Here is a 21,840-nt window from a genome sequence, read left to right as displayed (position 1 = left end):
TCATGACGACCCGCATCGACCGCCGCATGGCGAAGCTGAAGACCGAAGGCCGCCCGGCGCTCGTCACCTATTTCATGGGCGGCGACCCGGACTACGACACCTCGCTGTCGATCATGAAGGCGCTGCCCACGGCCGGCGCCGACATCATCGAGCTCGGCATGCCGTTTTCCGATCCGATGGCCGACGGCCCAGCGATCCAGGCGGCGGGCCTGCGCGCGCTGAAAGGCGGCCAGACGTTGGTCAAGACCCTGAAGATGGCGGCAGAGTTCCGAGCAGGCGACAATGAAACGCCGATCGTGCTGATGGGTTACTACAACCCGATCTACATCTACGGCGTCGACCGTTTCCTCAAAGACGCGCTGGCCAGCGGCATCGACGGGCTGATCGTCGTCGACCTGCCGCCCGAGATGGACGAGGAACTCTGCATTCCGGCGCTGAAGGCGGGCATCAACTTCATCCGCCTGGCGACGCCGACCACCGACGACAAGCGGCTGCCCAAGGTGCTGCAGAACACATCCGGCTTCGTCTACTACGTCTCCATGACCGGCATCACCGGCTCGGCGCTGGCTGATACCGGCAAGGTGGCGTCGGCGGTGAAGCGCATCAAGAGCCATACCGACCTGCCGGTCTGCGTCGGCTTTGGCGTCAAGACCGCCGAGCAGGCGCGCGTGATCGGCGCCAATGCCGATGGCGTCGTCGTCGGCACCGCGATTGTCAATGCGGTCGCCAATGTGCTGGGGCCGAAGGGTGAAAAGACCGCCGATCCGGCCGAGGCCGTCGCCACGCTGGTCAGCGGCCTTGCACAAGGCGTGCGTTCGGCCCGCCTTGCTGCCGCCGAATAGTTCTCCTACCTCTGGTTTCGTGCATGCCGATATCCCAAAACCGGTTCCCACTTTTGGGCGGCATGCATTAACAACTCTTCGTCAGGACAGGAGCCGAAGCGATGAACTGGATCACCAATTACGTTCGCCCGAAGATCAATTCGATGCTCGGCCGGCGCACAGACATGCCCGAGAATCTCTGGATCAAGGATCCCGAGACCGGCGAGATGGTGTTCCACAAGGATCTGGAATCCAACCAGTTCGTCATCCCGTCCTCCGGCCATCATATGAAGATCTCGGCCAAGGAGCGGCTGAAATACTTCCTCGACGACGGCAAGTACGAGCAGCTCGAGAACCCGAAGGTCGTGCAGGATCCGCTGAAGTTCCGCGACGAGAAGCGCTACACCGACCGGCTTAAGGACGCCAAGGCCAAGACCGGCCTGGAAGATGCGATTGTCAACGCGCTCGGCACCATCGACGGCCTGCCGGTGGTGGTGACGGTGCAGGATTTCGCTTTCATGGGCGGCTCGCTCGGCATGGCGGCCGGCGATGCCATCGTGCACGCTTTCGAGGTCGCCCTGCAGCGCAAGCGGCCGCTGATCCTGTTCGCTGCTTCGGGCGGCGCCCGTATGCAGGAAGGCATCCTGTCGCTGATGCAATTGCCGCGCACAACGGTCGGCGTCGACCGGCTCAAGGAAGCCGGCCTTCCCTACATCGTCGTGCTGACCAATCCGACCACCGGCGGCGTCACCGCCTCCTACGCCATGCTTGGCGATGTGCACATCGCCGAGCCCGGCGCGTTGATCGGCTTTGCCGGGCCGCGCGTCATCGAACAGACCATCCGCGAGAAACTGCCGGACGGCTTCCAGCGCTCCGAATATCTGATGGAGCACGGCATGGTCGACATGGTGGTGTCGCGGCTCGAACTGCGCGAAACCATCGCACGATTGTTGAAGATGCTGCTCAAGATGCCGGAGGCTGAAAACCCGCTGGAACCGGAAATCTTGCCGCCAGCCGTGGTTGCCGGCGAATCCAGGCCGCAGGCCTGACGCGACACCAGCCGCCGCGAACAATGATTGCGTCATGTCCATGGCGCGCTGTAGCCTTTTGATTGCCATGGCTATTCCGGGATTGATTCTGGTTCTCGGGCCATGCGCCAGGATTCTGTCATGACGACGCTCGCCGCCGACCGCGAAATCGAAGCCCTCATGGCGCTTCACCCGAAAGGCTTCGACCTTTCGCTCGAACGCATCACGCGGCTCTTGGAGCGGCTGGGCAATCCGCAGGACTTGCTGCCGCCGGTCATCCATATCGCCGGCACCAACGGCAAGGGCTCCTGCGCCGCCTTCTCACGGGCATTGCTGGAGGCTTCCGGGCGTCTCGTGCACGTGCACACGTCGCCGCATCTGGTCAACTGGCACGAGCGCTACCGGCTTGCCGCCGAAGGCGGTGGCAGGCTGGTCGACGATGATGTCTTCGCCGAGGCCATTGGCCGCGTCGCCATGGCCAACGAAGGCCAGAAGATCACCGTCTTCGAGATCCTCACCGCCGTCACCTTCATCCTGTTTTCGGAGCATCCCGCCGAAGCCGCCATCATCGAGGTCGGTCTCGGCGGCCGCTTCGATGCCACCAATGTCATCGCCAGGCCGGCCGTGTCGGTGATCATGCCTGTCTCGATGGACCACGAGGCCTATCTCGGCGACCGTGTCGAACTGATCGCGGCTGAAAAGGCCGGCATCATGAAACGCGGCTGCCCCGTGGTGATCGGCGCGCAGGAAAGCGAGACGGCGCTGCAGGTGTTGATCGAAACCGCCGAGCGGCTGGAATGCCCGACCTTCGTCTACGGCCAGGATTTCCTGGCCTTCGAGGAAAACGGCCGCATGGTCTACCAGGACGAGGACGGCCTGATGGACCTGCCGTCGCCGCGGCTGCCGGGTCGTCACCAGTTCGCCAATGCGGCCGCGGCGATCGCCGCGATCAAGGCGGCCGGCTTCGAGATCAGCCATCGCGCCGCCGAAAAAGCGATGACCAGTGTCGCCTGGCCCGGCCGCATGCAGAAGCTGATGCAAGGCCGGCTGGCGGAGCTCGCGCCAAAGGGCGCCGACATCTGGCTCGACGGCGGCCACAATCCGGGCGCCGGGGTGGTCGTCGCCGAAGCCTTGGCCGAGCAGGAAGAAAAGAACCCGCGCCCGCTCTTCCTCATCTCGGGCATGATCAACACCAAGGACCAGAGTGGCTATTTCCGCGCCTTCAAAGGCCTGGTCCGGCATGTCTACACCGTGCCGGTGAGCATGAGCGACGCCGGCGTGCCGAACGACGAACTGGCGATCCGCGCCACGGAAGCCGGGTTGTCGGCAGAGCCGGTCAGTTCCGTCGCCAGCGCGCTGATGCTGCTGCGCGACACCTGGGACGGCCCGCCGCCGCGCATCCTGATCGGCGGCTCGCTCTATCTGGCCGGCGCGGTGCTGGCCGAAAACGGCACGCCGCCGACCTGAGTGCTGTCTCCTGAACTGCTTCGTCGCCCGTGGCCTTCGCGGATGACTTTCTCCAGATCAATGTCGGCGCCGCTGCTTGCAGTCAGGCGGGCATAGAAGGTGGATGCGGGTTCTCGGCCCGCTTCTCGTATCTCGTAGGCTTCGAGCGCGCGTTCGACCACATCGGCTATAGAGCGATTCTCGCGACGGCAAGGCGATGAGCCAGATCGCGTGCTTTTGCACTGCGGACTGAGAGCTGTGATTCGGCCATTTCAAACTCCGGTTTGAAAGAGATATGTGCCAATCCGCTCCAGCCATCAAGACGGCTGCTGATGGCATGCGCATCCGTGCGCATGGGATTTCCAGATTTCCCATGTGCAATCAGCCGTCGAGACGCCGGTTACTTCAGCTCGATCTCGATAAAGGCGTATTCGCCCTCATTGGCGTTGATGACGTCGTGCTCGACGCCTTCCTTGCGGAAATAGGGCGCGCCCTTCTTCATCTCGGCGAAGGATTCACCGTCCTTGGTCAATAGTTTCACCTTGCCGTCCATCAGCGGCACGACGACATAGTCGTGGCCATGGCGGTGCCAACCGGTGTTGTCACCGGGCTGGAAGCGGTATTCGGTGACGATGACGCGCTCATTGTCGATGAAGACGGTGGCCTTGGCGGATCCGGTCATTTTTCTCTCCCTGCTTCTGCTCACAACAGAAGACATGGAAAGCCCTTGTGTGAGGGCCAGAGCAGTTCACCGATGACGCCAACAAAAAAGCCCGGCGCGAGGCCGGGCTTATCGATCCGGTTTTTAAGAACCTCAGGCGAGGTTGCCGTTGATCCAGTGCGACAGCGCGGTCTTGGGCGCGGCACCGACCTTCATGTCGGCCACTTCGCCGCCCTTGAAGATCATCAGTGTCGGGATCGAGCGCACGCCGAATTGCGCGGCAAGCTCGGGATTCTCGTCAATGTTCAGCTTGGCGACCTTCACCTTGCTGCCGAGTTCGACTGCGATGTCTTCGAGCGCCGGCGCGATCATCTTGCACGGGCCGCACCATTCCGCCCAGAAATCGACCACGACCGGCTCCTTGGCGTTGAGCACATCGGCCTGGAAATTGCTCTTGTCGACCTTGACGGTGGCACCCATGCGGAAAAATCCTTTCGAGAGTTCTTTGTCGCACCCAAATGTGGTGGTTGTCGCGCCCTTCTTCAAGCAGGTCTTGTGTCACGCTCCCGTGAGTCGGGCAAGGTCGTCATCCATGGACCGGGCCGGCAGTTCGATCAGCCTTGGCGCTTCGGTAAACAGGAGGGCCGCCTTGACCTCCCGCCCGGGATAAAGCGGCTGCAGCAGGGCGCGATAGAGCGCGAGCTGCAGCAGATAGGCCGGCGGGACTTCGGCGAGAGAGGCGGGTGCGGGCCGGTTGGTCTTGTAGTCGACGATCGAGACCGTGTCCGCGGTGACCGCCAAACGGTCGATCTTGCCGGAAATGGAGCGCTTTTTTCCCCTTACCTCCAGACTGCCCATGATTGCGACCTCGGCTCGAGAGGAGGGCGCGAACAGCTGACCGAGGCTAGGATCGGCAAGTATGGCAATAACCGATGCCAGGGCTTTTTCCCGCTCTGACGAGGGCCAGCCTGCACCGACGCGCGCCAGGTAGCGCTCGGCCGCGCCCTTGCGTCCGTCCTCGGCCATGCCAGGCAACATCTGCAGCAGCTTGTGCAGCGCGAGCCCGCGCAGCACGGCAAAACCGGGCTCGGCGTCGCCGTCCAGCACCGGCGAAGCCTTGTTGACGACGGCTTCCTTGCCCTCATCGATCAGCGCCGAGGCGCCCGACGGGGACAGGGGACGCGGCAGGTCCTCGAAGGGCGGCAAGGCACGGAACAAGGTCGATGGCAACGGGCCGAACGCATCGGCCTGCCGCGCCTGCTCACCGGAGCTCGTCGCGACCGGTGGCAGATTGGTGACATGAAAACGATGCACCGGCTCGCCGCTGGCGGGATGCGCACGCTGTTCGCTTTCGGGCGCGCCGGTCAGCGCGCGGCTAACGATCGAATGCCAGGTGCCGGCATTCGGTGCCCGCTTGCCGTGATAGCCACAGACGATCAGCCGGTCCTCGGCGCGGGTCATGCCGACATAGAGCAACCGGCGATACTCGTCGTCGGCGAGCTCTCGGGCGCGAGCGGCGGCCGTTTTCGAAAAGCCGTTGGCGACATCGCTGGCCGACCGCCAGAGATAGCCCTTGCCGGGCCAATGTCGGCCTGAGCCGTCGAAAGGCATCAGGCGCGGCAAATGCTGGTCGCTGAACGGGGCGGAGCCGCCATCGACCAGGAACACGACCGGCGCTTCCAGGCCCTTGGCCGCATGCACAGTCATGACGCGGACCTCGTCGCGGGTCTGGTCCATCTCGCGCTTGATCTCGGGCCCGGCATTCTCGAGCGTCGACAGGAAGGCCTCCAGCCCTGGCAGGCCAGTCCGCTCCTCGGCAAGACAGAAACTCAGGAACTCGTCGAGAATATCGCCGGCTTCCGGCCCGAGCCGGGCGATCATCTTCCGGCGCACGCCATCGCGTGCCAGCAGGCCGGCATAGAACTCGAACACCGGTTTGAAGGCCGCCTCGTTGGCCCAGATGTCGAGCTGTTCGACGACCGCTGCGAGGGCGTCGCTTTCGCCGGCGTGCTGGCGCAGCGACGCGGCCAGTGAGAGGCCGGGCGGCCTCTGCGCGGCGAGCGTGAAAAGCGCCTCCTCCGGCAGGTCGAAGACCGGGCTGCGCAGGATTGCGGCCAGCGACAAATCGTCCTGCGGCTGGATCAGGAGATGGCCGAGCGCGATCAGGTCCTTGACCGCGATATGGCCGGGCAGGCTCAGCCGGTCGGCGCCAGCAACCGGAATGTCGCGGCGTTTGAGCGCCCGCGTCAGGGCGTGGACGAAACTGTCGCGCTTGCGCACCAGCACCAGCACGTCGCCGGGCCGCAGCCGCTTGCCGCGGCCTTCGATGATCTCGCCGCTGCCGATCCAGCCGGCGATGGTGGCCGCGACATTCTCGGCAACGCGCACCGCGGGGGCATGGGCATGGTCGATAGCCTGCGTCCAGTCGTCGGGCTCGTCGACGATATCGGCGCCGATCGACGGCCACACCTCGACATAGCCCGGCGCATCGGTGCGGATGGCCTTGTGGCTCAGCGGATCGGGATCGTGGCTGATGCCGCGCCGAACGACAGGATCGGCAAAGACGCGGTCGACGGCGGCCAGCACGTCATCGGTCGAACGGAACGACCAGGTTAGCTTGAGGTCGGCGAACGCCGCTTCGGCGTCGCGCACCCGGCCGGCGAACAACAACCGGCTATCGGCGAAGGAGTCGGGCGCCGCACCCTGGAAGGAATAGATCGACTGCTTCTCGTCGCCGACGGCAAACACAGTGCGGTGGATCCTGTCGCGCGCTCCGAAGCCGGCAAAGAATTCCTCGGCCAGCCGCTTCACCACCTCCCACTGGTCAGGACTGGTGTCCTGCGCCTCGTCGAGCAGGATGTGGTCTATGCCTTGATCGAGCTTGTACTGCACCCACGGACCGGCATCGGGCCGCGCCAACAGGTTGACCGTGCGGGTGATCAGGTCGTTGAAGTCGAGAAAGCCGCGCCCACGCTTCAGCACTTCATAGCGGGCGATCAGCCAGTCGGCGATGGTGAGCGCCGCGCGCGTGCCTTCCAGCATCCGGAACAGCGCCAGCCGGTCGACGGTTTCGATGATGGCGCCCGACGCCGAGCGATATCGATCGGCGAGGTCCGGCAACAGGTCGGTCAGCGCTTTCTTGAAGGCATTTGCCGGATCGTAGGGCGCGCCATCGGTCTTGAGGAAGGCTCTGGCAAGCAATTGCAGCCGGCGAATCGGATCGCTCTCGGCGAAGGCCTGGCGCGCATAGGGCAGGATGTTGTTCAGCACCGATCTGGCGTCGGTGGATTCGGCGGCCTGGACAAAGCCGGCAAAATAGTCGGGCAGGAAGCCCGGCAGCGGCCACACCGAGGCCGCTATGCCCTCGGCGGTCTGGCCGGGGCGGAAATGGAATTCATCGAACAAGGGCTGGAAGCCATCAAGCCCGACCGCATCGAGGAAAGGCCGCAGCCCGTCACGCTTGCGCACGATCTCGCCGAGCAGGGCATCGAGGCCGGCTTCACCGCCGCGTTCCAGCACGGTGGCGAAGGCGTCGGCCAGGTCCCTGTCGCCGGCGGCCGAAATCATCTCGCGGCGCGCGGTGGCGAAAAGCGATGCCTCCATCTGGCTGTCGAGCATTTCGAAATGGGCGGGGATATTGGCTTCCAGCGGGAACTGGTGGAGCACGGATTCGCAGAAGGCGTGGATGGTCTGGATTTTCAGTCCGCCGGGGGTTTCCAATGCCTCGGCGAACAGGCGGCGCGCGCGGCGCATCGTGTCGCGGTCGGGCCGGCGCCCTTCGAGCGCCTCGATCTTCACGGCCAGCTCGGCGTCGCCGAGCGCCGTCCAGTCCGACAGCGTGGAAAAGACCCGGTTCGACATGTTGGCGGCGGCGGCGCGCGTATAGGTCAGGCACAGGATCTTCGACGGATCGGTGCCATTGAGCAGCAGCCGGATGACGCGTTGGGCCAGCACATGGGTCTTGCCCGATCCCGCATTGGCCGACACCCAGGCGGAATTACCGGGATCGGCGGCGCGAGCCTGGCTTGAAGCGGTGTCGCTCGGGATGGGATAGGCCTTCTTCATGCCTCTCCTCCCTCGTCACCGGCATCGCCGCCGGCCGACCATTCGAGCACGCGGGCGAGATGGTCGTAGTCGCCATCCGTCTCACCTTCGCGAAACGGCAGCGCGCGCGACAGGTAGCCGGTCTCCGGGTCGGCATAGTGGATCAGCAGCTTTTCCAGCCGCGCCCAAGCCCCTTCGGCGAGGTCGGTCGCGCTCCGCGGCTGACGGTTGTGTTCGAGTATGGACTCCTCGAAGACCTCGCCATTGGGCTTCAGCCGCACGAAGGCCAGCTGCGAGGGCTCGCGCGCGCCCAGATCCTTGAAGGCGCCGCGCCTGAGCAGCGCGCCCTCCAGCGCCAGTTGCGGGGCCAGCAGCATATGCGCCTGCGCCTTTGATGGCGAGGAGCCGGTCTTGTAATCCAGTATGTCGGCCATGCCACCGGCCAGCAGATCGATACGGTCGGCGTAGCCGGACAGTGTCACGCCGGACTGGTCGACGATGGTCTTGCCGGCTCGCTCCTCGGCATGGCGCCGGACCACCGCATCGGCGCGCGTGCGCTCCCACTCGATGATGTTGGCGGCGAGCTTCTCGAAGCGCGGCCACCACACCGCCTCGACATCGGCCGGAAGGGCAGCCTCGGCAAAACAGGCGCGGCCGGCGGCGATGAGGCCGGCGAGCGCGTCTGGCGCCCGTGGATCGGCCACGCGCGACGAGAACAGATGCAGGATGGCATGGAACAGTGTACCGCGTTCGGCAGCACCAGGGTCGCGGATGAGCGGATCGAGCGGCATCAGGCCGAGTATCCGCCTTGCATAGACGGCATAGGGATCGCGGCGCAGGGTTTCGATCTCGGTGACCGAGAAATGGCTTGGGCGCACCGGCAGCGGCGGCTTCGGCTGCGGTCGCGGCGCGAAATCCAGCTTCGGGCCGGTATCGAGTGCGCGCGCCCAGGCGAGCAACTCGTCGCCGCGCCGGCGCAGTGTTGCCGCCTGGTCGTTGCCGATGAAGGTCAGCAGCCGCTGCAGCCAGCGCGATGGCACGGCGGGCGCGTCGCCGGCGCGGGCCGAGCGCGCCAGCACCACTTTCTTAGCGCCCATGGCCATCTGGAAATCATGCGCGGCGAGGCCGATGCGCCGTTCGGGCGGCTCGAGATCGATGCCGGTTTTCATCAGCCGCGACATGAAGCGGTCGCTCTCGGGTTTGCGCGGCCAAACGCCTTCATTGAGGCCGCCGATGACCATCGTGTCGACATCCTGCAGCCGCGCTTCGAGCGCGCCCCAGATCGCGATGTTCCTGTCGGTACCCTGCGCCGGCTTGACCGTCTCGGGCGCGATCAGCGCGTCCATGACATCGGGCCATTCGCTCGCGACGAACGACAGCGACGCCGAAGCCGACACAAGCCCGCGCAGCAGCTCGGCAAGCTTGTCGCCGGCATCGCCGGCGTAGAGGTCTCCAAGACCGCCATCGGCGGAGCGGCCGAGAGCCTCGAGGGCCACCACGCTGGCTTTGACCAGCGCCGCAAGATCGGCATCCGGCTGGCCGCGAAAGGCCGAAAGCGGCGCCAGCGCCTGCGCCAGCCGTGCGAGGAGGGTTCGTGCATCCTCGATGGAGCGCACGGTGAGACGGGCAAACCAGAAGGGCGGCCGGCTGTCATCGCCGAGGCCTGTGAGGCGGGCCTCGAACAAGTCCGGCAGCAAGGCAATGTCGGGGCGGCCCGTGCCGCCGCGCAGCGCCACCAGTTCGACCAGTTCCGCCGCATGGCGCACAGTAGCGCGTTCGAGACCGAGGCCGAGCAGCGGATGCTTGAGCAACGACAGCAGGCCGACCGGGTCCCCCGGCCGGAATACCGCCTCAAGCGTCAGCCGGAGCAGGCTGGCCGCGGGCGTGTTGGCGAGCGGCGTGCCGCCGGAATCGTCGGCGACGACGCCGAAGCGTTTGAGCTCGACCGAGACGCGCCGCGCCAGCGCGCGATCGCCGGTGACGAGAGCCGCCCTCTGGCCCGGCGCCTCGACCGCGTGCTTGAGCGCAACGGCGATGGCAATGGCTTCGTCGCGTTCGCTGGCCGCTTCGAGCAGCGTCACATCGGCAAAGGCGCCGGCAATCTCGGTTGCCGAAAACCTGTTGCGGGTCTCGGCCCACAATTCGGTGGTCTCGGCCGGCCGCAGCGCCTCGCCGACGAGGGCGGCGCGAAGCGCAAGCTGCGGCTCGGCCGTGCCGATCTCCTCGACATCCGAGCGCAGCATGCCGATCTTGCCGATCAGCCTGGCCAGGCCATATTGCGGATGGCCAAGCACGGCCGGGCGCGCGCCACGGGCGACAAGCGCCTGGAAGGACGCTTCGTCCAGCGTCCGGTCGAGCCCGGGCAGCACGATGGCGCCGCCCGGCAAGCCAGCTATCGCGGCAAGCAATTCGGCCGTGGCGGGTATCGAGCCGGTGGACCCAGCGGCGATGACCGGCCCGGCCGGCGGATTGCGCCGCAGCCGCGCTGCCTCGGTGCGGATCAGCGCGCTGCGGTGCGCGGCCGGATTGGAGCGGTCGCTCTCTTTAAGAAATTTCGGCCAGGCATCGGTGACGATGCCGAGAAATTCGAGCGTCACCTGCCACCATCCGGCAAGGTTGCCGGTCACCAGATCGGCGAGCTTGCTCCAGTCGGTGCCTTCCGTCTCGATCTCGTCCATCAATGCAGCGAGATCGCGCGCCAGCCAGATCGCATCGGCGGTCGAGGCCGGGATGACGATTTCCTCGGCGAAGAGGGCCGCGACATGAGCGGGCAGCCTGCGTTTCCATGCCCGCACAAGCGGCGTCAGCAGCAACAGGCGCTCGGTAGCGGCGATCGGTGGCGCAAGATCGATTGCAGCCGACGGCTCGGCGTCGAACGCGGCCTCGTCCTCGTCGAACTCGCCGAGCGGACGGATGACCGGCAGGATCGCCGAACCGCCACCACCGCGTGCCTTCAAGCTGTCGACGAAGACACCACGCAAAGCCCGCGCGGCGCGGCGCGTCGGCACATAGATGGTGACATCGGCCAAGGCGAGCGGATCGCCACCGAAACGGAACCCCGGAATCAGCCGGCCGGCAAGCAGCGCCTCGGCCAGCGTCGGCAGAAACGGCGCTCCAGGGGGGATCGAGAAAACGCGGCTTGGGCCGCTCATTGCGGCTCGGTTAGCGCGCCCGCGACCGCCGTTTCGGCCAGCGCGATGGCATCGGGTGTGCCGACGGTGATCCAGCGGCCCTGCATCGGCATGCCGAACAGGCGGTGGGCGGCAATGGCCTTGTCGAAATAGGCGTTGAGCGAATGCGGTTCGGCGGGTGCGTCCTTGAGCAGGCGCGGATGGATGATCGCGGCGCCGGCATAGATCAGGCCTGCCGGATCGCCTTTTGAACGCCGCAAGGCACCATCCGGCGCCACCAGGAAATCGGTGCTGCCACAGTGTCCTGTCGCCTGATGGTGGTCCGCCAGCATCAGCAGAATATCCATTTTCGCCGCGTCCCATGCAAGGGCGAGCCGGCCGAGATTGAGCGGACCGTGGTCGATCCAGAATGTGTCGGCGTTGAGGATGTAGAAGGGATTTTGTCCCAATTCCGGCAATGCCTTGACGATACCGCCGGCTGAATCGAGCAGCCGTTCGCTCTCATCGGAGATGATGATCCGTGGCGCGCGACGCGCGGCGACATGGGCGACGATCTGCTCGGGAAGATAATGGACGTTGACCACGGCCTTGGCGACGCCGGCGGCGGCCAGGCTGTCGAGGCCCCAATCAAGCAGCGTCTTGCCGGCGATCCTGACCAGCGGCTTGGGGATCGTGTCGGTGATCGGCCGCATGCGCTTGCCGAGCCCTGCGGCAAGGACCATGGCAGTATCCGGTGTTGCTGTCACAGCGCGCGTTCCTCCAGCAGCCCATGCGTGTCGTAGAAATCCTTCAGGCTGGCGAGCGCCGGGTGGGACAGCGCCCGGCGCAGATAGTCGCGGATGCGCGGCAGGTGTCTGAGATAATAGGGTTTGCTGTCGCGCTTTTCGAGGCGCACGAAAATGCCGAGGATCTTGGAATTGCGCTGCGCTGCCATGATTGCGTAGGCTTCGCGGAAAGCGTCCGTGTCGAATGGACCGGCGGCCAGGCGCGCCGCGACATAGGCATCCAATGTTTGTCTCTCGATGTCGGGCGAGACAGTGACGCGGGCATCCATGGCGAGCGAGGCGACGTCATAGGCTGCAGGCCCGATCAACGCGTCCTGGAAATCGACGATGCCCAGCCGGTCATGCCCGGAACGGTCGCCGCGCCAGATGATGTTGGGCGAATGGAAGTCGCGCAGCATCAGCGTGTATTCGCTGCCCCGCAGCCGGTCGAAAAGCGCGTTCCATTCCCTGGTGTAGCCCGTCGTCAGATCGTCGCTGGCCGGGCCGCCCGATATTGCCGGCACATACCAGTCGACCAGCAGGTCGGCTTCGATCATCATGGCGTCACGGTCGAAGGGCGGCACCTCGTGAAAGCGGCCCGGTCCCGCTTCCAGACGCCGCGGCCAGCTCTTGCCATGCATCATGGCCAGCAGTTCGGCCGCTGCGGCGTAGCGCGCGGCCACCGGTTCGCCGTCCTTGCCGAGAAACCCTTCCGAGCCGAGATGTTCGAGCAGGAGGAAGCCCTGGTCCAGGTCCTCGGCAAGGATTTCGGGGACACTGACACCGCGGGCTTTCAAGGCGCGGTCGATGGCGACGAAAGCGGACACCGACTGGGCAGTATGGGCAAGCACCGCATAGGGTTTGCCGTCACGCACCGGAGGGCCGAGCAGCAGTCGCGGCGAATTCATCAGCACTCGCGGTTCCTGGCCGGCGAGCGTCACGATCTCGTAGGAGCGGGCCGAGGCATCGCCGATGAAATGGCGGCGGTGGGCTTCGCCCCAGCCGGCGCTTTCCAGGAAACCGCGCATGGCCAGAGATCGCGCCGCGCGGTCGAAGGCCGCCCCTTGCCCCGACAGAAGCGCCAGGCGGCCTTCGCCATGCTGGACGAGTTCGATCAGAACGGTCGTTTTCGGCAGCTCGCCTTCGGCCCGTTCCGGCCATTCGACAAGAGCCGCGCCTTGCGTCAGGGCTTCCTCGAAGCCGAGTTCGTCGAGCTCATTTGCCGACGACAGGCGATAGAGGTCGAAATGATGGACCGGAATGCGCGTGTCGTAGCTTTGCACCAGCGTGAAGGTCGGGCTCGGCACATCAAGGCGGGCATCGTCCGCCAGCGTCCGGATCAGCGCCCGCGCCAGCGTCGACTTGCCGGCGCCGAGATCGCCCTTGAGCGCCAGCACGTCGCCGGCACGCACCGCGAATGCCAGATCCTCGCCCAGCCGCGCTGTCTCTGTCTCGTCGGCGAGCAAACGCTCCAGCACCGGTTCCGTCATCGAACGCGCTACTCGGCCGCGGCGCGGATGCCCGGCATGGCGGGGAAGGTGCAGATGACGGTCGTGCCCTTGTCCTTGCCGGTTTCGATGCGCACGCCGCCGCCATGCAATTCGACGAAGCTCTTCACGATCGACAGGCCGAGGCCGGCGCCGCGCCGGCGGCCGCCATTGGTGCGCGGTTCGAAGCGGCGAAACACCGAATCGAGCACATCCGGCGGCATGCCGGGACCGTCGTCATGAACCGAGAATTCCACCCCGTCCGCAAGCTGGCGGCAGGCGAGCCGGATGGTGCTGGCCTCCGGGGCGTAATTCGCGGCGTTGCTGAGCAAATTGTAGAGGATCTGGCGGATGCGGGTTTCATCGCCGTGGAACGTCCTGGGTGCCGCCGCGGCATTGACCTCGAGACGGATCGAATGCTCCTGCAACCGGTCGGAAACCAGTTCGGCGGCGGCCGCGATGGTGCGGTCGACATGAACCTCGGAAATATCGAGTTGCATGATGCCGGCATCGACGGTTGCGAGATCCAGTATGTCGTTGACGATGGTCAGCAGCACCGAGGAGGACGAGCCGACATGCTCGACATATTCGCGCTGCTTCTGATTGAGCGGGCCGGTCGTCGGCAAGGACAGAAGTTCGGTGAAGCCGATAATGTTGGTCAGCGGCGAACGCAACTCGTAGGACACGTGCTGGACGAAATCGTTCTTGAGCTGGTCCGACTTTTCCAGGGCTTCGTTCTTGTCCTTGAGCGCGCGTTCGACATGGACGCTGTCGGTGACGTCGACAAAGGTCATCATCACTTGCCCGTTGGGCAAGGGGATCATGGCGTACCGCAGCACGGTGCCGTTGTTGAGCTCGGTCTGGCCATGGCGGTCGCGGCGCTCGTCGTCGAAACCGGTGATGGCGGCGACGAAACCGGGCCAGGGGCTGTCCGCCGTCTGCCGGTCGCAAAGGTCACGGATCGTGGAGACGTGCACATTGGGCTTGGCGGCGTCTGCCTCCAGTCCCCATAGCGCGGCAAAAGCCGGGTTCGACAGCCGAAGCCTGCCGTCAGGGCCAAACACCGCCACGCCTTCGGCGAGGTTGTCGAGCGTTTCGCCTTGGACACGCACCGCGGTGCGGTAGCGGCTCTCCAGGTCCATCTTCTCGGTCAGGTTCTCGAACACCCAGGTGACGCCGCCCTTGGGTTGCGGGTTGGCGACGACGCGAATGGTTTTGCCGTCGGGCAGATGCCACCAGTGTTCCTGCGATTCCACGGCGCGGTAGGCGCCGAGCAGGCCTTCCTTCCAGCGACGCCATTCGGGCTGTTCTGCGATCTTGCCCTCGCTGCGCAGCCGGTCGAGCAGCAGGGCATTGTCGGGCGCGCTGTGTAGGAAGCCGCTGTCGAGCCCCCACAGTTTCTGGAACGCCTGGTTGAAGAAGCGCAGCTTCTCGTCGGTGTCGAAGATGGCGACCGCGGTGTTGAGCTGGTCGAGCGTGTCGGCGTGGCTGCGCACCGTGCGCTCATATTCGCCGCGAATGGTCTCGATGGCGCTGGTGTCGCAAGCAAGGCCGGCCGAACCGTCGGCGCCGGCGAAGTCGGTCACCGTGAACACCCGGCGGTCGCCCTCGATCACCGTCGAAAGCGACTGCTCGAAAACCGGGTGCGATTTGTGTTGCGCGGCGATTGTCTCACGTGCCTGGCCACCGAGGAACTCCTTGGCATCACGGACGGCGGCTTCCGGGCTCTCGGCTTCGACCGCGTCGGCATAGGCCCGGTTGACCCATTTCAGCCGCCCGTGCTCGTCGCGCAGCCATGCCGGCATCTTCAGCGCCTCGAGCAGACCGATCATCGTGTCATGATCGGCGGCCAGTCGCTGGTTGTCGATCTTCAGCCGGGCCTGGCTGCGCTGTGTCTCGGAAAGCGAGACAAACCGCACCAGTATGTGCGCCGCGCTCTTGCGGCCGTGCACTTCGAGCGGAGCGCCGGCTTGGGATTCGATGATGAGGTCGAAGGGCCTCGCCTTTTCGCGCAAACCAGCGATGGCATGCTCGAGCGCTGCCGCCGAGCGCGGCATCAGCCAGCGGCCGAAGGCAAGGAATGCCGCCCGTTCCTCGGGCGCGCCGCTTTCGACCGGCAAGGTGCCGATGAGTTCGGGCTTCTTGTTCTCGGCAGCCCAGACGACCACACGCTGGTCGCGCAGATTGAGCAACGCTTCCGAACGGCGCAGCGCCGCGTTGACGTCGGCGATGCGGCTTCTCAGTTCGACATTTTCCGCCGAGGTGCGGGCCCGTTCGCGGATGAGAACGATGGCCGACAGAAAGGCCGCGCCCGTCACGCCGACGAACACGGCAAGCTGCATCACCTCGATCGTGCTGATCGATAGACCCGCTGCCGACACGCCAGCACCCTGGGCACGTGCCACCGCGCTAGCCAACGGACAGGCAAGCGTGGAGCCGGCAAGCAACAGTCCAGCGCGGCCACGCCATGAAAGACGCCCGCGCCGTGTTGCGGAGCCTGTGGCCCCCGAATCGTCATGGCCGCCGGAAACGGCCCGTCCCGCTCCGTGCGGGTATTGCCCCGGCATGTCTTGGTCCTCTCCGCCGCCTGAATGCAGGACCGCCCTGAAACGCGCCTCTCTGATCCCCTCTTGGGCTGGAAGCGTCGCGAATCACGTGACAATAAACCCTCGCCGAATCGCCGTGAAGGCTGGTCTTGCGCAAAAATAAAGCCGGGCAAAAAGTCAATCGCCCGGCCTCAATATCTGGTAGTAAATTTAGATTTGGTTAATAGCGGTAGTGTTCCGGCTTGAATGGACCTTGCGGCGTGACGCCGATATAGGCGGCCTGCTCACCCGACAGTTCGGTCAGGCGGGCGCCGAGCTTGTCGAGATGCAGGCGGGCGACCTTTTCGTCGAGATGCTTGGGCAGGACATAGACCTGGTTCTGGTACTGCTCGCCCTTGGTGAACAGCTCGATCTGGGCCAGCACCTGGTTGGTGAAGGAAGCCGACATGACGAAGCTCGGATGGCCGGTCGCGTTGCCGAGATTGAGCAGGCGGCCTTCCGACAAGAGGATCATCCGTTTGCCGTCCGGGAAGGTGATCATGTCGACCTGCGGCTTGACGTTGGTCCATTTCAAATTGCGCAGCGACGCCACCTGGATCTCGTTGTCGAAGTGACCGATGTTGCCGACGATCACCATGTCCTTCATCGACCGCATATGGTCGAGGGTGACGACATCCTTGTTGCCGGTGGTGGTGATGACGATATCGGCGGTCGGAGCCGCATCCTCCAGCGTGACGACTTCAAAGCCGTCCATCGCCGCCTGGAGGGCGCAGATCGGGTCGACTTCGGTGACCTTGACGCGGGCGCCGGCGCCCTTGAGCGAGGCCGACGAACCCTTGCCGACGTCGCCATAGCCGCAGACGACCGCGACCTTGCCGGCCATCATCGTGTCGGTGCCGCGACGGATGCCGTCGACCAGCGATTCCTTGCAGCCATATTTGTTGTCGAACTTCGACTTGGTGACCGAGTCGTTGACGTTGATGGCCGGGAAGGGCAGCAGGCCCTTCTTCTGCAGCTGATACAGCCGGTTGACGCCGGTGGTCGTCTCTTCGGTGACGCCACGGATCGCTTCCCTCTGCTTGGTGAAGAAGCCGGGCGAGGCCTTCAGGCGCTTCTTGACCTGGGCGTAGAAATATTCCTCTTCCTCGCTCTGCGGATTGGACAGCACGTCCTCGCCGGCTTCGGCGCGGGCGCCGATCAGGATATACATGGTGGCGTCGCCGCCATCGTCGAGGATCATGTTGGAGAGGCCGCCATCGGCCCACTGGAAGATTCGGTCGGTGTAGTCCCAGTACTGTTCGAGGCTCTCGCCCTTGACGGCGAAGACCGGAATGCCAGCCTCTGCGATAGCTGCCGCGGCGTGATCCTGGGTCGAGAAGATGTTGCAGGAAGCCCAGCGGATATCGGCGCCAAGCGCCTTCAGCGTTTCGATCAGCACCGCGGTCTGGATGGTCATGTGCAGGGAGCCGGTGATGCGCGCACCCTTGAGCGGCTGCTTGGCGCCGAACTCCTCGCGGCAGGCCATCAGGCCTGGCATTTCGGTTTCGGCTATATCGAGTTCCTTGCGGCCCCAGCCGGCAAGCGAGATGTCGGCGATCACATAATCCTTGCTACCCGTCATGGCAGTACTCCGATGCGAATTGTTATGCTTGCGAATTGGTTGCGGATGCGCCCGCGCTGGCAGGCACATCGAAGGGCGCGAATTGCCGGCCTGACTAGCAGATCGGCATCCAGACGACAATGGGATATAAAGAAATCTTTATCCCTGCATGTCTCTCGGACATGCCTTGGCGGCGCACGGGATCAGCATTCCTCGCCGAATCGGGAGGCAACGAGTTGTTCCAAGGCGTCCATGACCTCGAGCGCCTCCGGCCCACTGGCGGTGACGCGGATCGATAATCCAGGGCTTGCGGCCAGCATCATCAGACCCATGATCGAGGTGCCACCGACCTTGACGCCGTCTTTCTCGACGTGGACGGATGCGTTGAAGCCGCTGGCGAGTTGGACGAATTTCGCAGAGGCACGTGCGTGCAGGCCGCGCTGGTTGACGATCGGAAACTCGCGGACGATCTGGTCCTTTTCCGATGAAACCATGCTCATTTGCTGCTCAGAAGTTGGCTGGCGACGTTGATGTATTTGCGGCCCGCGGCCTGCGCCTCATCGAGCGCGGCGGCCATGTTGTCGCCCTTGCGGATCGAGGACAGTTTGATCAGCATCGGCAGGTTCATGCCGGCGATCACCTCGGTGCGGCCGGACTCCATCACCGAGATCGCGAGGTTCGATGGCGTGCCGCCGAACATGTCGGTCAGCACGATGACGCCGGCGCCGGTGTCGACCCGGGCCACCGCATCGACGATGTCGCGGCGACGCTGCTCCATATCGTCGTCGGCACCGATCGCCACGGTTTCGAAACTGTCTTGTGGCCCGACGACATGTTCGACGGCATGTCGGAACTCGGTGGCCAGTTGACCGTGCGTTACAAGCACGAGTCCGATCATTCTTTGGTGGCTCCCGTCATCGCCGCTTCACAGGCGCATTTTATGCTCGCCAGCCATTCCGGGCGGCGGGAGCGCTATCTTGTCGACGCGCGGCCCGTTGACAAGCCCAAAATTGCGACGGCCCACGCCATTTTGACGCATTGCAGAAAAAAACCCGGACGGATCATAAAAAAGGCGAGATCGACAACCGCGCCATCACGGCAGGCAGGGCCGCAGCGATATTGCGCTCGGCCACATCGATCCGCGGCACCGCGCAGCCGGCGATGTCGGTGCTGGCGTCCACCTGGAAACGTGCGATTTCATCAGCCGGCAGCAGGCGCAGATGCAGGTCGACGACGCAGGCCGTTTCGAACGTCAGAGGCCGTGGACCCAGCCGCGGCACTTCGGCCAAGCCTGCTATGGTCGCGGGCGCGCGGCACACCAGCCGCCCGGCATGCGCCGCGACGAAAAGCTGATCGTCGCCGACCAGTCGCGAAAACATTCCGCGCTGCCGGCAATGGTCGATGAGCGCCAGCGCCAGCGTCGTCTTGCCCGACCCGGAGGCGCCGCTGACGAGCACGCCGCGCTCGCCGATCAGGACCGCCGTTGCGTGAATGTTTTCAGGTTTCACGAATTGAATCTTTGATCGGCGTCACGCTTCGGCCGGCAGCGTCACGACGAAGCGCGCGCCCTTGATCTCGCCGGGCTTGGTGCCGGGGATGTTCTCGGCGGTCAGCGTGCCACCATGCGCCTCGACGATCTGCCTGGATATGGACAGGCCGAGGCCCGAATTCTGGCCGAACGCCTCGCCGGCCGGCCGGTCGGTATAGAAGCGCTCGAAGATGCGGTCGATGTTGTCGGCGCGGATGCCGGGACCGTTGTCGTCGACGGTCAGGATGTTGAACTTGCCGGCGCGCGCCAGCGACAGGATGATGTGGCCATGGTCCTCGGGAACGAAGGAGCGCGCATTCTCGATCAGGTTGGTGATGACCTGGCCGATGCGCAGGTCATGGCCGACGACGAAATAGCCTTTGACTCCCAGCGGCAGCTTGGCGACCCGAAGTTCGATCTCGACAGCCTTCTTGTTTCGGGTGGTCTCGCGCGACACGGCGACGAGGTCGGTGACGAATTTCTTCAGGTCCACGGGTCCGGCGTCGTCGCGCGCCAGCTCGGCGTCGAGGCGGGAGGCGTCGGAAATGTCGGTGATGAGGCGATCCAACCGTTTGACGTCGTGTTGGATGATCTCCATCAGCCGCGCGCGTGAAGTATCATTTTTCGCCAAGGGCAGTGTTTCCACCGCACTGCGCAGCGAGGTCAGCGGGTTCTTCAACTCATGTGAAACATCGGCGGCGAAGCTTTCGATCGCCTCGATACGCGCATAGAGCGCGTTGGTCATGTCGCGCACCGCGACCGAAAGGTTGCCGATCTCGTCCTGTCGGTCGGAAAAATCCGGGATCTCCTCGCGGCTCTTGACGCCGCGCCGCACCCGCACCGCCGCCGCCGACAGCCGCCGCAGCGGGTTGGCGATGGTCGAGGCCAGAAGCATCGACAGGATGGCGGTGACCAGCGCCGCGATGCCAAAGACGCGCAGGATCGCCTTGCGTTCGGCGGCGACGATCTTGTCGATGTCGCCGCCCTCGGTCGACAGCATCAGCACGCCGAGTACGGCGCGGAAGCGCTGGATCGGAACGGCCACCGATACGATCTGCTCGCCCTGTTCGCTGACGCGCACGATGGTCGAGGGGCTGCCGGTCAGCGCCTTGATCACTTCCGGGTACGCGGCACCATTGCCGCCCGGCTGTTCGTGGTAAACGGGCAGATCGGTGTTGCGGAAGAAGTCGAAGATGAATTTCTGGATGCGCTCGACAAGGTCAGGCTCTTCCTCGTCGACCGGCGGCAGGTCGTAGCGCAGGATCTGGCCGCGCGAATAGAGATGGCGCGAATCCAGCAGCAGGTTGGCGTCGCGGTCGTAGATGCGGGCGCGGGTGCGGGTCGGCGAGATCAACCGGCGCAGCACCGGGGCGACGCGCTCGGGATTGATCGGGAAGTCGAGGTTGTCGAGCTGGTCCGAGCCCGGCCCCAGGCTTTCGCCGGCCTGCAGCTCAAGCAGCTTTTCCGGATCGATGCTGATCGAATCCGTCTCGACGGTCGCCGACGCCGCGATCGCGCCGGCGATGATCTCGCCCTGCGTCATCAGGCTTTCGACACGGGCGTCGATCAGCCCGTCGCGGAAGGTGTTGAGGTAAAGGATGCCGGTGACGAGAACAGCCAGTCCGGCGAGGTTGAGGAAGAGGATGCGCCGCGTCAGGCTGGAAAAGATGTGATGGCCGAGGAAGCGGCGCATCGGCACCGTGATCCTCGAAACGAAGGACGGCATGATACGCGACGGCCGCCTGGTGGCGCCCGTCGGTCTGCTTCGTTGTGCTTCAACTGCCATCGAATAGCAGATCCTGCTTAGCAAGTGGTGGGTAGACAGCAGGGATTGGAGAAATGGATGCCTGGGATCGCGTGACCGCTCGCACCATTCGAAACTGACTACCGGCTATTTCCTACTGCCTACCGCCTATTTCCTACTGCCTACCGCCTATTCACGCTTCGCGGAACCGGTATCCGACTCCGTAAAGGGTTTCGATCATTTCAAAGTCATCGTCGACGGCCTTGAACTTCTTGCGCAGCCGCTTGATGTGGCTGTCGATGGTGCGGTCGTCGACATAGACCTGCTCATCATAGGCCGAATCCATCAGCGCATCACGGCTTTTTACGACACCGGGACGCTGCGCCAGCGAATGCAGGATCAGGAATTCGGTGACGGTGAGCGTCACCGGCTCGCCCTTCCAGGTGCAGGTGTGGCGTTCCTGGTCCATGACGAGCTGGCCGCGCTCGAGCGAGCGGGCCTGCTGGCTAGGCGCCTTTGCCGCAGCCTCGCGGGCACTGGCGCGGCGCAGCACGGCGCGCACCCGCTCGACCAGCAGGCGCTGCGAGAACGGTTTGCGGATGAAGTCGTCGGCGCCCATCTTGAGGCCGAACAATTCATCGATCTCGTCGTCCTTGGAGGTCAGGAAGATCACCGGCAGGTCGGATTTCTGGCGCATCCGGCGCAGAAGCTCCATGCCGTCCATGCGCGGCATCTTGATGTCGAGGATGGCAAGATTCGGCGGTCGCGCCGCCAGGCCTTCCAGCGCGGACGCACCATCCGTGTAGGTCTCGACGCGATACCCCTCGGATTCGAGGGCGATCGACACCGACGTCAGAATGTTGCGGTCGTCATCGACAAGCGCGATTGTTGCCATTTCAAGCGGCTCCCTCATGAGCTGTCCCTTCTTTCGCAGAGAAGGGGCTTTTGCAGGACAAATTAGGTACAAAATGTGGCATAGGCCTTGTCCGGTGTCACGGGCGGCGGCCGGCGGCCACAATCCTACCTCGACAGGGATTGGA

16 protein-coding genes and 1 pseudogene are annotated in these 21,840 nt (G+C 64.8%); 3 read left to right on the top strand and 14 right to left on the bottom strand.

Translation table 11 applies throughout. The features are described from left to right. Positions 1-2 precede the first annotated feature (2 nt). The 3 genes from trpA to FJ938_RS02605 all read left to right on the top strand — a co-directional run bounded on the left by trpA (position 3) and on the right by FJ938_RS02605 (position 3,316). Positions 3-842 carry a tryptophan synthase subunit alpha gene (gene trpA / locus FJ938_RS02615; protein WP_140606678.1) on the top strand — a complete coding sequence of 280 codons (840 nt, stop codon included), beginning with the start codon at positions 3-5 and terminating at the stop codon, positions 840-842. A gap of 101 nt (positions 843-943) precedes the next feature. Continuing rightward, positions 944-1,870 (top strand): acetyl-CoA carboxylase, carboxyltransferase subunit beta, encoded by a 927-nt coding sequence (gene accD, locus FJ938_RS02610; RefSeq protein ID WP_140690838.1) that lies wholly within the window; start codon positions 944-946, stop codon positions 1,868-1,870. 120 nt (positions 1,871-1,990) lie between these two features. After that, complete coding sequence (locus FJ938_RS02605) at positions 1,991-3,316, top strand: folylpolyglutamate synthase/dihydrofolate synthase family protein (RefSeq protein ID WP_140690835.1); 1,326 nt, start codon at positions 1,991-1,993, stop codon at positions 3,314-3,316. Here the strand turns inward: FJ938_RS02605 and FJ938_RS02600 are convergent. From FJ938_RS02600 to FJ938_RS02530, 14 genes and pseudogenes are all read right to left on the bottom strand, one after another. Further along, positions 3,268-3,566 (bottom strand): annotated as a pseudogene (locus tag FJ938_RS02600) (plasmid stabilization protein). The gene FJ938_RS02605 and the pseudogene FJ938_RS02600 sit on opposite strands and share 49 nt — an antisense overlap. Before the next feature lie 129 nt (positions 3,567-3,695). Next, positions 3,696-3,977 carry a cupin domain-containing protein gene (locus FJ938_RS02595; protein WP_140606681.1) on the bottom strand — a complete coding sequence of 94 codons (282 nt, stop codon included), beginning with the start codon at positions 3,975-3,977 and terminating at the stop codon, positions 3,696-3,698. Between the two features lie 132 nt (positions 3,978-4,109). After that, a complete protein-coding gene (trxA, locus tag FJ938_RS02590; protein ID WP_140606682.1) occupies positions 4,110-4,436 on the bottom strand; it encodes a thioredoxin in 327 nt (108 codons plus the stop codon). Between the two features lie 78 nt (positions 4,437-4,514). Beyond that, entirely contained in the window at positions 4,515-8,021 is a 3,507-nt protein-coding gene (gene addA / locus FJ938_RS02585; RefSeq protein WP_140690832.1) for a double-strand break repair helicase AddA, read from the bottom strand. Further along, positions 8,018-11,152 carry a double-strand break repair protein AddB gene (addB, locus tag FJ938_RS02580; protein ID WP_140690830.1) on the bottom strand — a complete coding sequence of 1,045 codons (3,135 nt, stop codon included), beginning with the start codon at positions 11,150-11,152 and terminating at the stop codon, positions 8,018-8,020. Before addB ends, addA begins: the two co-directional genes overlap by 4 nt. Beyond that, a complete protein-coding gene (locus FJ938_RS02575) occupies positions 11,149-11,853 on the bottom strand; it encodes a nucleotidyltransferase family protein (protein ID WP_246671398.1) in 705 nt (234 codons plus the stop codon). Before FJ938_RS02575 ends, addB begins: the two co-directional genes overlap by 4 nt. A gap of 20 nt (positions 11,854-11,873) precedes the next feature. Continuing rightward, positions 11,874-13,385 (bottom strand): tRNA (adenosine(37)-N6)-threonylcarbamoyltransferase complex ATPase subunit type 1 TsaE, encoded by a 1,512-nt coding sequence (gene tsaE, locus FJ938_RS02570; RefSeq protein ID WP_140690828.1) that lies wholly within the window; start codon positions 13,383-13,385, stop codon positions 11,874-11,876. 8 nt (positions 13,386-13,393) lie between these two features. Further along, entirely contained in the window at positions 13,394-15,949 is a 2,556-nt protein-coding gene (locus tag FJ938_RS02565) for a PAS domain-containing sensor histidine kinase (protein WP_140606687.1), read from the bottom strand. A 199-nt stretch (positions 15,950-16,148) separates the two neighbouring features. Beyond that, the gene (ahcY, locus tag FJ938_RS02560; protein ID WP_140606688.1) at positions 16,149-17,549 is read right to left on the bottom strand and encodes an adenosylhomocysteinase; all 1,401 of its coding nucleotides are present in this window, start codon (positions 17,547-17,549) and stop codon (positions 16,149-16,151) included. A 182-nt stretch (positions 17,550-17,731) separates the two neighbouring features. Beyond that, complete coding sequence (locus tag FJ938_RS02555) at positions 17,732-18,028, bottom strand: HPr family phosphocarrier protein (RefSeq protein WP_140606689.1); 297 nt, start codon at positions 18,026-18,028, stop codon at positions 17,732-17,734. Further along, a complete protein-coding gene (locus FJ938_RS02550) occupies positions 18,025-18,426 on the bottom strand; it encodes a PTS sugar transporter subunit IIA (RefSeq protein WP_140690825.1) in 402 nt (133 codons plus the stop codon). Before FJ938_RS02550 ends, FJ938_RS02555 begins: the two co-directional genes overlap by 4 nt. Positions 18,427-18,589: 163 nt before the next feature. Next, positions 18,590-19,036, bottom strand: coding sequence for an HPr kinase/phosphorylase (locus tag FJ938_RS02540; RefSeq protein WP_181168923.1), 447 nt, complete (start codon positions 19,034-19,036; stop codon positions 18,590-18,592). A 21-nt stretch (positions 19,037-19,057) separates the two neighbouring features. Then, positions 19,058-20,842 carry a sensor histidine kinase gene (locus FJ938_RS02535; protein ID WP_140690819.1) on the bottom strand — a complete coding sequence of 595 codons (1,785 nt, stop codon included), beginning with the start codon at positions 20,840-20,842 and terminating at the stop codon, positions 19,058-19,060. Positions 20,843-20,993: 151 nt separating this feature from the next. Further along, the gene (locus FJ938_RS02530; protein ID WP_010912942.1) at positions 20,994-21,695 is read right to left on the bottom strand and encodes a response regulator transcription factor; all 702 of its coding nucleotides are present in this window, start codon (positions 21,693-21,695) and stop codon (positions 20,994-20,996) included. Positions 21,696-21,840 lie beyond the last annotated feature (145 nt).

It is taken from the genome of Mesorhizobium sp. B2-4-14, assembly GCF_006442155.1.
In the GTDB taxonomy this organism is placed as follows: Bacteria; Pseudomonadota; Alphaproteobacteria; order Rhizobiales; family Rhizobiaceae; genus Mesorhizobium.
The sequence above is the reverse complement of the archived record's forward strand: the minus strand, read 5'-3'. Positions and strand labels throughout refer to the sequence as shown.